Here is a 13,850-nt window from a genome sequence, read left to right as displayed (position 1 = left end):
GGAGGTGAAGGACTTTGACTAAAGTTGCTGAAATTATTGTTGATGTACCTGCTATGCAAACCAATCAACCCTACAGTTATTTGATTCCAGATGAATTAAAAGAAGTTGCTATTATAGGGATGCGTGTTGAAGTTCCCTTTGGACAAGGGGATCGTCGAATTCAGGGTTTTATTATTGACATCAAAGAAATTGATTTAGAGTCAAAAACGCCCTTAAAGCATATTATAGGTGTCCTAGATTTACATCCAGTTTTAAACTCAGAATTATTGGCATTAGCAGATGAAATGGCTAAAACAACTTATTCTTTTAAAATTACTTGCTTACAAACTATGTTGCCAAGCGTTATGCGTTCTTCTTATAAGAAATGGGTGACATTACTAGGTTCAGTTCCGAAAGAAATTGAAGAGAAACTTTTTTTAGGACTAGCTGAAATCGAATGGGAAGAAGTCGTCGATTCTCCTTATTTTCCAGAGCTATTAAAATTAAAAGCAGCAGGGCAAGTCGATATTCGTTATGAAGTGGTCACTAAAAATAAAATTAAAACCAAGAAAGTTATTCGTCGAATTAAAACGATTGCTGAATTAATGGAATTAAAAAGTAGTTTACGCAAAAATGCGCATCAAAAACACCGTCTGCTGCTTTTTTTACAAACATTAGAAGAATCTAAAGAGATTTCGTTAAATGAGCTCATCCGAGAACATGATTTTTCACGAGCTGTCATTAATGATGCGGCCAAAGCAGGGTGGTTAGAGCTGCTTGAACGTGAGATTTATCGTGATCCGTATGCTTTCCAGTCTTTCAAACAGGATTATCCTTTACCACTAAATGCTGAACAAACGGAAGCGCTCAATCATGTGACTGTCGCAATAGAAGAGGAAACATCGACTGTTTTTTTACTTGAAGGTGTGACGGGCAGTGGTAAGACAGAAGTTTACTTGCAGGCCATTTCTAAAATATTAGAAAAAGGGCAGACCGCGATGATGCTTGTTCCGGAGATTTCCTTGACGCCTCAAACCGTTACCCGTTTTAAACGCCGTTTCGGCTCGCAGGTGGCTGTTTTACACAGTGGGTTATCACAGGGTGAAAAGTATGATGAATGGCGTAAGATAGAGCGGAAAGAGGCTCGTGTTGTCGTTGGGGCACGATCGGCTGTTTTTGCTCCATTAGAGAATATTGGTTTGATTATCGTAGATGAAGAGCATGAATCAAGTTATAAACAGGATGAGAGTCCACGCTATCACGCACGCGATATTGCCATTTGGCGTGCAAATTATCATCATTGTCCAGTAATTTTGGGAAGTGCAACACCTTCCTTAGAATCACGGGCACGCGCGCAAAAAAAGGTCTATCAGTTATTGTTACTTAAAGAACGAGCAGTTAAAAATGCTGTTTTACCAACAGTCGAGATTATCGATATGAAAAAAGCAGGGCAACACTCTTTAACTTTTTCTGATTCGTTACTTGAAAAACTGAACTCACGGTTAGAAAAAGGGGAGCAGTCCGTCTTAATGTTAAATCGTCGAGGTTTTTCTTCTTTTATTATGTGTCGGGATTGTGGCTTTGTTTTGCCTTGTCCTAATTGTGATATTTCTCTGACGCTTCATATGGATACTAAAACAATGAAGTGTCACTATTGCGGGCATGAAGAACGAATTCCTTATCGTTGCCCTAGTTGTGATGGGGATAAAATTAGATATTATGGCACAGGGACACAAAAAGTAGAAATGGAATTGCAAGAATTATTACCGGAAGCTAGAGTGTTGAGAATGGATGTTGATACAACGAGGCGTAAAGGAAGTCATCAAGGATTACTTGAAAAATTTGAAACACAGCAAGCGGATATTTTATTAGGAACACAAATGATAGCTAAAGGTTTGGATTTTCCTAATGTCACATTAGTGGGCGTTTTGAATGCTGATACGGCTTTAAACTTGCCTGATTTCCGTTCAAGTGAACGAACCTTTCAGTTATTAACTCAAGTTAGTGGTCGTGCTGGTCGAGGAGATAAGCCTGGGGAAGTGATAATTCAAACGTTTAATCCTGATCATTATTCTATTGAGCTAGTCAAAGAACAAAATTATGAAGCCTTTTATCAAAAAGAGATGCAACTTCGTCATCGAGGGGGCTATCCACCCTATTTCTTTACCATTCAAATTGTAGTGAGTCATGAAGATGAATATTTAGCAGCTAAAAAAATATTTGAAATCGTAACGGAATTAAAGCGTTATTTGACACCAAACGCTATTGTTTTAGGGCCGACCCCAAAATCAATTGCCCGAGTGAATAAACGTTACTTTTATCAAGTCGTGATAAAATACCGATGGGAACCGAAGTTAGAAGAAGCTTTAAATCAATTATTATTTGATTCTCAGAAAGAGATGCGTCAAGGACTAAAAATTATCATTGATGTGGAACCACAACATTTTATTTAAGAAAGGCTTTTTATGCAGAAAATAAGAATTTACCCAGATCCTATTTTAACAACTCCGACTAAGAAAGCGACACGCCTTTCGCAAGAAGTATTACAATTAATAGACGATTTGGTCGAAGTGATGGACGCTTCTGATGGAATAGGACTCGCTGCGAATCAATTAGGTTCTACTTGGCGAGTTGCTGTTGTTGAAGTAGATGAAGAAACAGGTCTTTTTGAGATGATTAATCCAGAGATTGTTACTGTTGGTTCTAAAAAGAACAGTAAAGTAGAAGGCTGTCTCAGTTTTCCAGATATTTATGGAAAAGTTGAACGGTTCGATGAAGTGACGGTTCGTTATGTTGACCGAGAGGGTTACGAAGTCGAAGTGGATACATCTGCTGAATTAGCTCGTGCGATGCAACACGAAATCGATCATTTAGATGGTATACTATTTATTGATAAAATAATCGAAAGAATAAAACCAGAAGAGTTAGAACTGTATAGGGAGGAAGAAAGTAATGACTAAAATTGTATTCATGGGAACACCCGCTTTTTCTGTTCCGATTTTGGAAAGTTTAGTGGCAAAAGGTTATGATGTTCAAGCGGTAGTGACACAACCTGATCGCCCTGTAGGTCGAAAAAAACTCTTAACGCCTCCTCCTGTCAAAGAAGCGGCGGTAAGGTTAGGGTTACCCGTTTTACAACCCGAAAAAATCACCGGTTCTCAAGAGATGGAGAAAATTATAGAATTAAAGCCTGATTTAATTGTTACAGCAGCGTTTGGTCAGTTTTTACCAGATAATTTATTAGAGGCACCCAGTTTAGGAGCGATAAATGTTCATGCCTCATTGTTGCCTAAATATCGTGGAGGGGCTCCTGTTCATTACGCAGTGATGAATGGAGATGAACGGGCTGGAGTGACAATCATGGAAATGGTTAGTCGGATGGATGCCGGGGATATGTTGGCTCAAGTCGACCTCCCGATTGAAAAAACAGATGATGTGGGTTCGATGTTTGATAAATTAAGTTTCGCTGGTCGTGACTTATTGTTAGAAACGATACCAAAACTAATAGCTAACGAGTTAAAGGCGATACCTCAAGATGAGAACTTAGTTAGTTATTCACCGAATATTTCTCGTGAGGAAGAAGAAATTGATTGGCAAAAAACGGCAGTGCAAGTGGATTGTAAAATTCGTGGTTTAAGACCGTGGCCAGTAGCGTACACTATGTATCATGGCATCCGTTGGAAACTATGGGATGTTGAGGCTAGTGATGAAAAAACGCAAGAAGTACCAGGCACAATTGTTGGAATCAATAAAAAAGATTTTTTAGTTGCATGTGGTGAAGGAACGGTTTTAAAAATAAAAGAATTACAACCTGCAGGTAAAGGAAAATTAAAAGCCGTTGAGTTTTTAAATGGAATTGGCCGCAAATTAGGAGTGGGAGATCAAGTTGGATAAAATAAAAAGTAAGAAAATACCCCAAAAGATTAGTCAAATGCCTCGTTTTGTTGCATTGGAATTATTAGAAAAGGTAACAAATCAACAAAGTTATTCCAATCTTTTAGTTAATGATGGAATAAAAAAACACAAATTAGATAGTAAAGATGCTGGTTTAATGACAGAAATTGTTTATGGAACGATAAGTCGTCGTTTAACCTTGGAATTTTATTTAGCCCCGTTTATTAAAAAAGCCAAAAAAGTTGAAGCATGGGTGAAAGAGTTATTGTTACTTTCTATTTACCAAATGGAATATCTGGATAAAGTTCCAGCTTACGGAATTTTAAATGATGCCGTTGAAATTGCTAAAGCGAAAGGAAATCCAGGGACAGGTAAGTTTGTGAACGGTGTTTTAAGAACGATTCAGCGTCAAGGAGTTCCGGATTTTAATGATATTTCAGATGAAGTCGCTCGTTTGTCGGTTGAAATTAGTTTGCCTTTATGGTTAACAGAAAAGTTAATCGGACAAATTGGTTTAGCTGAGACTAGAAAACTAGGTTTATCTGTATTGAAACCAAGTAAAGCCAGTGCTAGAATCGATACTCGTTTTATGGCAATATCGGACGCTTTGGATGAATTATCTGCTCAAGGAATTAAGGCTCATGAGAGTAAAGTTTCTCGTTTTGGCGTTGTTGCGGGCAAAGGCTTTTTAGCAGGAACAAAACTTTTTAAACAAGGACACTTAACGGTTCAAGATGAAACGTCGATGCTGGTAGCGCCAAGCATGCAAATCAAACCAGATCATCTGGTTCTAGATGCTTGTGCTGCACCTGGCGGTAAGACAACACACATTGCGACTTTTTTACAGGCTTCTCAAGGTGGAAAAGTTGTAGCGTTGGATATTCATCCTCATAAAATAAAATTAATTGAAGAAAATGCTAAACGATTACATGTGGAGGATGTTATTGAAACAAAAGTTTTAGATGCTCGCCAAGTAGCTGCCGTTTTTCCTGATGAGGTCTTTGATCGTGTTTTAGTGGATGCTCCTTGTTCAGGATTAGGTTTATTACGTCGTAAACCTGATATAAAATATCATAAAACAGAAGAAGATTTCATGAAATTACAACAAATCCAATTAGAAATTTTAGAAAGTATTGTTCAAAAAGTTAAAGTATGGGGTATAATAACCTATAGTACTTGTACAATTACACCAGAAGAGAATCAAGAAGTTGTGCGTTTGTTCTTAGAAAGAAATCCTAATTACGAGTTGATTGATATTAAAGGTGTCTCTCATTTAACTAAAAGCTATCATGATAAACAATTACAAATTTATCCTCATCAATATCAGACCGATGGATTTTTTATCAGTTGCCTAAGAAGAAAAGCGTGAATAGAAGCGTAAGGGAGTGTAACCAATGCAAATAGAATTTCAAACAAATGTTGGACGTAAACGTAAAAGTAACCAAGATACCGTAGGGGTTTTTACAAATCAAGCTGGTATCGTACTAGCACTTGTTGCAGATGGAATGGGGGGACATCTCGCTGGAGATAAAGCGAGTCAAATCGCTGTCGCTGGAATAGGGGAAGTTTGGCAGGCAACTCATCTAGTAAATTTAGAAGAAATTGCACGCTGGTTAACTGAAAAAATCCAAGAGGAAAATGATGTGATTTATGCAGAGGGAAATCGCAATCCTGAGATGTTTGGAATGGGAACAACGATTGTAGCTGCTGCGTTTGTTGCCCACCAAATGCTTTTGGCACATGTGGGTGATAGTCGTGCGTATTTGGTTAAAGATAATCGTATTAAACAGTTAACAGATGATCATTCATTAGTGAATGAATTAGTGAAAACAGGGGAAATTACAACTGAGATGGCTGAAAACCATCCGAAAAAAAATATATTAATCCGTTCAGTGGGTGTCCCAGGTCAAATAAGTATCGATCGTACGATTATTGATTTATCAATAAATGATTATGTTTTATTGTGTTCAGATGGATTAACCAATATGTTGTCAGATGTTCATATTGGTCAGATTATCAATTCCGAACGACCGTTATTCGACAAAGTCACACAATTAATTGAAGATGCAAATTTAGCTGGAGGTACAGATAATATTACTGTTTTGTTGATTAAGTTAACGAAAGATAGAGAGGGGGGAATGATGGATGATCGGAGTGGGGAGTAAAATTGGTGAACGTTATGAAGTGATTGGAAATATTGGTAGCGGGGGAATGGCTAATGTATATTTAGCTCAAGATTTAATCCTTAATCGTGAGGTAGCGATTAAGGTCTTGCGCTTTGACTTTCAAGATGATCAAGATGCGATCCGTCGTTTTCAAAGAGAAGCATTAGCAGCAACTGAAATGGTTCATCCAAATATCGTAACTGTTTATGATGTGGGTGAAGAAAATGGCATGCAATATATTGTGATGGAATATGTCAAAGGAACGGATTTAAAAAAATACATCCGTGACCATTCGCCGATTCCGTTGGAAACGGTTGTTAATATTATGGAGCAGGTACTGGCTGCGATTTCAGTGGCACATCAACACCGTATTATTCACCGTGATTTAAAGCCACAAAATATTTTGGTGGATGAGGATGGGACGGTAAAGATTACGGATTTTGGGATTGCCATTGCTTTGTCAGAAACATCGATTACGCAAACCAATACGTTGTTGGGATCTGTCCATTACTTATCACCTGAACAAGCACGTGGAGGAATGGCTACACGTCAATCGGATATCTATGCACTAGGAATAATTTTATATGAATTATTAACAGGTGTGGTTCCTTTTGAAGGTGAATCGGCAGTGTCTATTGCTTTAAAACATTTTCAAAATGATATGCCTTCTGTCCGTCGAATTAATCCGAATATTCCACAATCCTTGGAGAATGTTATTCTTCATGCGACAGCAAAAGAGGTCGCTGATCGCTATCAAACGGTCGAAGAAATGTATGCTGATTTGAGAACTTGTCTAGATCCGGGTCGAGCAAATGAGGCTCGATTTGAACCGACCGTTATGTTAGATGAAACGAAACGTTTAAATCCGATTCCGGACGATTATTATCAAGCGGATATGGCATCTCCTGAATCTTCTTTAGATTTAATGGAGGAAGAGGACGAAGACGAGGACGAGGAGCACAAAAAACCGAAAAGCAAGAAAAAATTAATTGCGATTGCAGCTGTTGTTTTGATTGTTATTGTTGGTGCATTGTATGCTCTTGGTGTTGGCAAGGGAGAAGTTGTAATACCTGAAGATATTAAAGGTAAAACTCCTTTTGAAGCAGCTGAAATTTTAAAAGGTAAAAAAATAAAGATAGATAGTAAAGTTGAAGAAATAGCTGACGACTCTATTGAAAAAGGCAGAATTGTTAAAACAAGTCCACCTATCGGAACAAAAGTGAAAGAAAATGGTTCGATTAAACTTTATGTGAGCTCAGGTAGCAAGTCGCAGGTAATGAAAGACTATACTGACATGGATGTGACCGATGCTAAAGATGATTTACTCAGCAAGGGTTTTTTAGATGAGAACATTGAAGTGGTTAAACAATTTTCTGATTCAATCACTGAAAATAATGTCATCAAGCAAACGCCAAAATCTGGTCGTAAAGTATTAGCTGAGGAAACAAAAGTAACGTTAACGATAAGTAAAGGTGGTAAAGCTTTTCGTTTAGAAAATATGTATGGTTATTCACGTAATCGGGCCATGAGTTATTTAGACAGTGTTGGCTTGGTTTATCGTGAAGGAAGTGCTGAATATAGTAATAGCGTAGCTGCTGGTCAAGTTCTTTATACCGTTCCAAGTGGCGGGACAGAAATATCTAAAGGAACCGACGTCACGGTGGTGTTATCAGCAGGTAAGGATCCAAGCACGATACCATCTTCAAGCAGTTCGGTTTCATCTGCTTCAAGTGAAGAAGAAACAAGTGAAACAAGTACAGCGAGCGAAACTGAAACAACAGATGCACAAGAAAATGAAAAACCGAAAGAAGAAATAAAAGAGTAAGCTATCTTAAAATAAAAAAAGATTTATTCGTTTTTTTAAATGAATAAATTTTTTTTGTTTTAATAAGGAAAGTGAGTCTTAGCAAAAGTCTAAAATATGATACAATAAAAGAGTGTATTTTCAATTAAAAAGAACAGGAGGCAGTGTATGTGGCAAGGACAGATTATTAAAGCGCTAAGTGGTTTTTATTACATCGATTATAAAGGCAGTATTTATCAAACACGTGCACGAGGCAATTTTAGAAATAGAAAGATAACGCCTCTTGTAGGTGATTTTGTTGCGTTTGAGAGTACGAACAAAACAGATGGCTATGTTTTAGAAATGTTACCACGTAAAAATGAATTGATTCGCCCTGCGGTAGCTAATATTGATTTAGGTGTGGTGGTTACTAGTTGTGTTGAACCGCTCTTTTCTTTCAACTTACTCGATCGTTTTTTAGTTACATTAGAATCAAAAAAAATAAAACCAGTGATCTATATTACAAAATTGGATTTAGCATCAGCTGAAGTGATAGAAAAAATGGAAAAGATGCGAAGCTATTATGAAAAAATAGGTTATCCTGTTTATTTTTCAAATGAAGAAGGTTCAGAAAAAATACGACGTCTTTTTAAAAATCAACTCACCGTTTTTATGGGACAGTCTGGAGCAGGGAAATCAACCCTTTTAAATGAAATCTTGCCAGAACTTGACTTAGAAGTAGGCGTGATTTCAAATGCTTTGGGACGAGGAAAGCATACGACGCGTCATGTTGAATTACTGACAATTGATGGTGGCTTAGTTGCAGATACTCCAGGGTTTAGCTCGATTGAATTTTTAGAGATGTCGGTGGAAGAACTACCCAAGCAATTTCCAGAATTCGTAAGGGCTGCTGAACACTGTAAATTTAGAGAATGTCAACACCGTAAAGAGCCTAAGTGTCAAGTGAAAGAAGAGGTTTCAACGGGTGAAATATTGGCTAATCGATACGATAATTATCTTCAGTTTTATGAAGAAATATCTAATCGGAAACCAATGTATAATAAAAAAAATAAGTGAGGTAAGAAAAAATGGTAAAAATAGCTCCTTCAATTTTAAGTGCTGATTTTGCAAATTTAGCTCGTGATATCCAATTAGTTGAGAAAAGTGGTGCTGATTATTTACATATTGATGTGATGGATGGCCAGTTTGTCCCGAATATTACCTTTGGACCAAGCATGGTTTCAGCAATTCGCCCAGTGACGGAATTAGTTTTAGATGTCCACTTAATGATCGAGGAACCAGAACGTTTTATTTCAGATTTTATTGAAGCGGGATCTGATATCATAACCATTCATGTTGAAAGTACTCAGCATATCCATCGTGCGTTACAATTGATTAACCAAGGTGGTGCTAAGGCTGGAATTGTGATTAATCCAGGAACACCAGTAACTCATATTGAATCGGTATTGGAATTGGTTGATTTAGTGTTAGTGATGACTGTAAATCCAGGATTTGGTGGTCAAAAATTTATCCCAAGTTGTTTGAAAAAAGTGGAAGAATTAGTAAAATTAAGAGAAATAAATGGGGACACGTTTGAAATTGAAATCGATGGTGGCGTTGATGATCAAACTGCGGTAGCTTGCGTAGCTGCGGGTGCTGATGTTTTAGTCGCAGGTTCTTATGTTTATAATTCGACCAATGTTGCTGAACGAATAGAAAAATTAAAAAAGGCAGCAGCTAATGGTTGATCGAGTCGTTATTATTGCAGGGGGAAATCCGGAATTATGGCCGGATTTGACCAGCTATCAATCGTCAAAAACGGTTTGGATTGGTGTAGATCGTGGTTGTTACTATGGGTTGTCAGCTAAGCTACCTTTGACCTATGCCGTTGGTGATTTTGATTCCGTATCAGCTAGTGAATGGGAATTTATATCAGAACGCATTAAAGATGCGGAGAAATATTTACCTGAAAAAGATAAAACGGATACACAATTAGGATTAGAATTAGCGATTGAACGATATCCTGAAGCGCAAGAGTATCTCTTAATTGGCGTAACAGGAGGCAGATTAGATCATTTTTTAGCTAATTTATGGTTACCTTTTCAAGAAGAAATACAGTCTAATTTAGAAAAAATTGTGTTGCAAGATTGCCAAAATACAATAACGTATTTTAAAAAAGGCGAGTATACAATAAAAAAAGAAAAAGATAAAAAATATCTTGCTTTTGTTTGTTTAACTCCCGTTACTGGGTTAACACTTTATGATGCTAAATATCATCTTGATGATGTGAAAAATGAATTACCTGTTTCTTGGGCCAGTAATGAATTTATTGGTGAAACAAGTCGTTTTTCATTTGATACTGGCTACATGTGTGTGATTCAATCAAAAGATTAGAAAAGCAGTGGTAATTGCTAAGGAGGTCAGTTGATGAAAAAAATGAATTGGAAACGATTAATTAGTTTAGGGCTCTTAAGTGGATATTTTCTGTTTCTTCCAAGTGTTATCCAAGCAGAAGAAGCTGAATCAGAGAACACAACGATACAAAGTGAAGAAGTCAGTTCAACGCTTATCACGACGAGTCAAGAAGTTGGAAAGACAGGAACAATGGTAACGACCGATGAGACAACGAGTCTTCCGAGTTCAACGGTTGAAGAAAAAAAGATATTAGTGAGTTAGAAGCCGCTTTCGTCACTATCACAACTAAAAATCCGGAAATTTGGAAAGATGCTGAAGGAGGGGAGCTTTTAAATTCTTCAATTGATTTTTATTATGGAACTTATCAAGCGAAAGAAAAGTTAGTTTTAACGGATGGTCGTGTTTTATACTCCCTTTATGATTCTAAAAACGAATGCTTAGGTTACGTGGATGAAACTGACGTGACACGTTCAACAGAACAAGGGTTGTGGCAACGAACGAATCAATATTTAGAGATTGGTCATTCTGAAGGTGTGATTTATAATCAAATAGGTCAGAATGTGCGTAAAAAAACCGAAGAGGTACTTTATCAAGTGTATCATGCGACAGGATATTATCGTCATTTTGATGGTCATATCTATTACTCTCTTTATGATGCTAGTGGGGTATGGCAAGGGTACGTTGCTGAGGAATTAGTGAATCACGTTTCATCTACACAGGGGCGTTGGCACTCAGAAAATTTGACAGTTAAGGTAACTAGTAGAAATTATGATGTGTATCGTAATTTTGATTGGCAGAAAAAAGCCTCGGGTTCATCAGTTTTAGGTAAAATTTTTAATGTTAGAGGGTTTTATAAACCAACGGATGGTCAAACGTATTATTCAATTTATGATAATCAAGGGCATTGGCAAGGATATTTAGATGCCCGTGCGGTGACTGAAACGACCGAAGGACAAGGTCCTTGGCGTGCGAAAAAAGCGTATATTAGTATTGTGAATACAGAAGCTAAGTTGTATCAAGGGTTTGATTGGAAGGTCCGTCAACAGGCATCACAAATAGAAAATGAAACGTTAATGGTGAATGGTTATTATCAACACATCAATGGCCAAACCTACTACTCTATTTACAACGAAGCAGGAGCGTGGCAAGGCTATCTGGATAAGAAGGAGACGAAAGAGCTACCACCTCAAGGTAAATACTATTCAGATAAACAAACGGTCATGGTGCGTAATGACTCAGTATCACTGTGGCGAAATTTTAATTGGCAATTAAAAACAAAAGGTAGTCAATTACGAAATGAAAGATTAGAAGTGAGAGGCTATTATCAGCATATCAATGGTTCGAAGTATTATACTGTTTATGATCGAAAAGGGATGTGGCAAGGCTATGTCAATGCGACTAATGTAAAAAAAGCTAATGAAGAAGGTCCGTGGCTAACTAAAAAAGCCTATATCAAACTGAAACGTTCAGAAGCACAATTTTATCGTGGGTTTGATTGGACGATTAAACAAACGGCTCAAAATTTGATGGGTCAAGAGTTAGTAGTGAATGGTTATTATCAACATATCAATGGGCATAATTATTATTCGGTATACGATAAAAATAAGGTGTGGCAAGGTTATCTGAATGCAGCTGATGCAATACTAACCAGTGGTCAAGGTCCGTACCATGCAACCAATCAATATGTGACGATTACTAAGGGTGGTTATAAGATTTGGCAAAACTTTGATTGGAAAGAAAAAAATACGACAAACAAAGTTTTAGAAACGACCTATCAGGTCAAAGGTTATTATGATCATATCAATGGTGAACGATACTATTCACTTTATGATGGTAAGGGAAACTGGCAAGGTTATCTGAACGCTACGGGTGCGACCGTGGCTAGTGGCCCCCAAGGAACGTGGTTGAGTGATTATCGTCAAGTGACCGTTAATAAACGAGGGTATACTTTTTATCAAGGATTCGATTGGCAAGTGAGAGGAACTTCTGATAATAAGGTGAATCAAACCTTCCAATTACGAGGACGTTATCATCATTTGAATGGCTCTGTTTATTATTCACTCTATGATGGTAAAGGAAATTGGCAAGGGTATGTTAATTCAGGTGCAACGGCACCTACGCGAAGTGTTTCTAGCTTTATGGGAGTTTCGCGCGCGAATTTAGTTCAAGATTTAAAAAATCATGAACATGACCGTTTTTACATAGGAACACCTTATAAGAGTTTAACAACTTCAGTTAATCCGAATAGCAGTCAATTTATGAGTCCTAATGGAGCACCTAATTATTTTGGTCCAGGATTTAATTGTACCGGGTTTGTCGCTTATGTCGTTAGAAAAGCAGGTGGAGATCTGAATAGAATTACTCAGACTGCGAATGCTTATGGTGGCGTTACGAATGTTTATAATTGGCGCGATGCGTTAAAAACGCATACGAATTATAAAACGTATTCTTCGGTGAATGCTTTATTATCAAGTGGGCAAGCTAAAAAAGGCGATTTAATTTATTTTGAACCTGATTATAGCAAACCCGTTTATGATGGTCATATTGGAGTTTTCTGGGGAAATACAGGGCGTGAGAATAAAATTTATCATACGGTTTATCCGTCAACGAAGATTAGTCAATTATATGCTTACTATGGCTATTCTAAAGTTTACTTATTTTCATTAGATTAAATGATATTAAACAAATGACAAAGGAAAACTAAAAAGAGGTAAAACCGAATTTTTTCGGTTTTACCTCTTTTTCTTTGAAAAAAATTGAGTATAAAAAAAACCAACGCACAAATATAAGTTGTAAGTTAGTTTGATTTATTATTTAATTAAACGCGCTCAACTTTTCCAGATTTCAAAGCACGAGCAGAAACCCAAACTTTTTTAGGCTTTCCGTCAACTAAAATACGGACTTTTTGCAAGTTTGCTTTCCAAGTACGTTTAGATGCGTTCATTGCGTGTGAGCGATTGTTTCCTGATCTTGCTTTACGCCCAGTTATATAACATTCTTTTGCCATGATATTCCCTCCTTTGCTTTGAATAAATCATCTGATTTTCTGTAATCATACCAGATTAATTTAACACATCACGAAAAAAAAAGCAAGGGAAAAATGAAAAGAGTCAGAAAGATAATCTTTAGAATGGGGAGGAAACAATTTTTCTTTTATATTAAAGTGGTGTATGATAAACTTAAGAATGATAATGGATGATACTGACTTTAAGGAGGTAAAAAAATGGCTGTAACAATTAAAACACAAGCAGGAACCATTGAGATTTCAAATGAGGTTATTGCAACCGTAGTAGGTGGAGCTGCAACAGACATCTATGGCATTATCGGTATGGCAAGTAAAAATCAAATTAAAGACAATTTAAATGACATTTTGCGTAAGGAAAATTATTCTCGTGGTGTTGTCGTGAGACAAGAAGAAGAGGGTGTCGCCGTAGATGTTTATATTATTGTAAGCTATGGGACAAAAATTTCAGAAGTAAGTCGTAATGTCCAAGAAAAAGTAAAATATAACTTAGAGACAATGCTTGGCGTGGTGGCTAACTCTGTTAATATCTTTATCCAAGGAGTTCGGGTACAACCAGAATAAAAGAGACGAGAAACAAGGAGGAACTTTT

Annotated in this window: 13 protein-coding genes; 12 read left to right on the top strand and 1 reads right to left on the bottom strand. The window is 37.0% G+C overall.

From position 1 onward, the window contains the following. Nucleotides 1-14: 14 nt before the first annotated feature. The 11 genes from priA to ACTJFD_RS01650 all read left to right on the top strand — a co-directional run bounded on the left by priA (nt 15) and on the right by ACTJFD_RS01650 (nt 12,908). Complete coding sequence (priA, locus tag ACTJFD_RS01700; RefSeq protein WP_442259306.1) at nt 15-2,432, top strand: primosomal protein N'; 2,418 nt, start codon at nt 15-17, stop codon at nt 2,430-2,432. Nucleotides 2,433-2,444: 12 nt separating this feature from the next. Continuing rightward, nucleotides 2,445-2,939, top strand: a complete 495-nt coding sequence (gene def, locus ACTJFD_RS01695; protein WP_442259305.1) for a peptide deformylase — start codon at nt 2,445-2,447, stop codon at nt 2,937-2,939. Beyond that, nucleotides 2,932-3,873 (top strand): methionyl-tRNA formyltransferase, encoded by a 942-nt coding sequence (fmt, locus tag ACTJFD_RS01690; RefSeq protein ID WP_442259304.1) that lies wholly within the window; start codon nt 2,932-2,934, stop codon nt 3,871-3,873. The genes def and fmt overlap by 8 nt, the downstream gene beginning before the upstream one ends. A 37-nt stretch (nt 3,874-3,910) precedes the next feature. Further along, nucleotides 3,911-5,242 (top strand): 16S rRNA (cytosine(967)-C(5))-methyltransferase RsmB, encoded by a 1,332-nt coding sequence (rsmB, locus tag ACTJFD_RS01685; RefSeq protein ID WP_442259376.1) that lies wholly within the window; start codon nt 3,911-3,913, stop codon nt 5,240-5,242. Nucleotides 5,243-5,267: 25 nt separating this feature from the next. Then, nucleotides 5,268-6,038, top strand: a complete 771-nt coding sequence (locus ACTJFD_RS01680; RefSeq protein WP_442259303.1) for a Stp1/IreP family PP2C-type Ser/Thr phosphatase — start codon at nt 5,268-5,270, stop codon at nt 6,036-6,038. After that, nucleotides 6,019-7,863: a Stk1 family PASTA domain-containing Ser/Thr kinase gene (gene pknB / locus ACTJFD_RS01675; protein WP_442259302.1), complete on the top strand. Its 1,845-nt coding sequence runs from the start codon at nt 6,019-6,021 to the stop codon at nt 7,861-7,863. The genes ACTJFD_RS01680 and pknB overlap by 20 nt, the downstream gene beginning before the upstream one ends. Before the next feature lie 147 nt (nt 7,864-8,010). Continuing rightward, nucleotides 8,011-8,898 (top strand): ribosome small subunit-dependent GTPase A, encoded by an 888-nt coding sequence (gene rsgA / locus ACTJFD_RS01670; RefSeq protein ID WP_442259301.1) that lies wholly within the window; start codon nt 8,011-8,013, stop codon nt 8,896-8,898. Between the two features lie 11 nt (nt 8,899-8,909). Continuing rightward, entirely contained in the window at nt 8,910-9,569 is a 660-nt protein-coding gene (gene rpe / locus ACTJFD_RS01665) for a ribulose-phosphate 3-epimerase (RefSeq protein ID WP_442259300.1), read from the top strand. Further along, nucleotides 9,562-10,215 carry a thiamine diphosphokinase gene (locus ACTJFD_RS01660; protein ID WP_442259299.1) on the top strand — a complete coding sequence of 218 codons (654 nt, stop codon included), beginning with the start codon at nt 9,562-9,564 and terminating at the stop codon, nt 10,213-10,215. The genes rpe and ACTJFD_RS01660 overlap by 8 nt, the downstream gene beginning before the upstream one ends. A 33-nt stretch (nt 10,216-10,248) precedes the next feature. Next, the gene (locus ACTJFD_RS01655) at nt 10,249-10,497 is read left to right on the top strand and encodes a hypothetical protein (RefSeq protein ID WP_442259298.1); all 249 of its coding nucleotides are present in this window, start codon (nt 10,249-10,251) and stop codon (nt 10,495-10,497) included. A gap of 200 nt (nt 10,498-10,697) precedes the next feature. Beyond that, nucleotides 10,698-12,908, top strand: coding sequence for an NlpC/P60 family protein (locus ACTJFD_RS01650; RefSeq protein WP_442259297.1), 2,211 nt, complete (start codon nt 10,698-10,700; stop codon nt 12,906-12,908). Nucleotides 12,909-13,054: 146 nt separating this feature from the next. Here the strand turns inward: ACTJFD_RS01650 and rpmB are convergent, their stop codons facing one another. Beyond that, nucleotides 13,055-13,243, bottom strand: a complete 189-nt coding sequence (gene rpmB / locus ACTJFD_RS01645; RefSeq protein ID WP_442259296.1) for a 50S ribosomal protein L28 — start codon at nt 13,241-13,243, stop codon at nt 13,055-13,057. A gap of 216 nt (nt 13,244-13,459) precedes the next feature. Between rpmB and ACTJFD_RS01640 the strand changes: the two genes are divergently transcribed. Further along, on the top strand, nt 13,460-13,822 hold the full coding sequence (locus ACTJFD_RS01640) for an Asp23/Gls24 family envelope stress response protein (RefSeq protein ID WP_442259294.1): 363 nt from the start codon (nt 13,460-13,462) through the stop codon (nt 13,820-13,822). Nucleotides 13,823-13,850 lie beyond the last annotated feature (28 nt).

Origin of the sequence: Vagococcus sp. (assembly GCF_052102835.1) — a bacterium.
Lineage (GTDB): Bacteria > Bacillota > Bacilli > Lactobacillales > Vagococcaceae > Vagococcus.
The sequence above is the reverse complement of the archived record's forward strand: the minus strand, read 5'-3'. Positions and strand labels throughout refer to the sequence as shown.

Coding starts and splice junctions, on each gene's coding strand:
- ACTJFD_RS01660 (WP_442259299.1), top strand. CDS start 9,562: ATGGTTGATCGAGTCGTTATTATTGCAGGGGGAAATCCGGAATTATGG.
- def (WP_442259305.1), top strand. CDS start 2,445: ATGCAGAAAATAAGAATTTACCCAGATCCTATTTTAACAACTCCGACT.
- rsgA (WP_442259301.1), top strand. CDS start 8,011: ATGTGGCAAGGACAGATTATTAAAGCGCTAAGTGGTTTTTATTACATC.
- pknB (WP_442259302.1), top strand. CDS start 6,019: ATGATCGGAGTGGGGAGTAAAATTGGTGAACGTTATGAAGTGATTGGA.
- fmt (WP_442259304.1), top strand. CDS start 2,932: ATGACTAAAATTGTATTCATGGGAACACCCGCTTTTTCTGTTCCGATT.
- rpmB (WP_442259296.1), bottom strand. CDS start 13,243: ATGGCAAAAGAATGTTATATAACTGGGCGTAAAGCAAGATCAGGAAAC.
- rsmB (WP_442259376.1), top strand. CDS start 3,911: ATGCCTCGTTTTGTTGCATTGGAATTATTAGAAAAGGTAACAAATCAA.
- rpe (WP_442259300.1), top strand. CDS start 8,910: ATGGTAAAAATAGCTCCTTCAATTTTAAGTGCTGATTTTGCAAATTTA.
- ACTJFD_RS01680 (WP_442259303.1), top strand. CDS start 5,268: ATGCAAATAGAATTTCAAACAAATGTTGGACGTAAACGTAAAAGTAAC.
- ACTJFD_RS01640 (WP_442259294.1), top strand. CDS start 13,460: ATGGCTGTAACAATTAAAACACAAGCAGGAACCATTGAGATTTCAAAT.
- ACTJFD_RS01655 (WP_442259298.1), top strand. CDS start 10,249: ATGAAAAAAATGAATTGGAAACGATTAATTAGTTTAGGGCTCTTAAGT.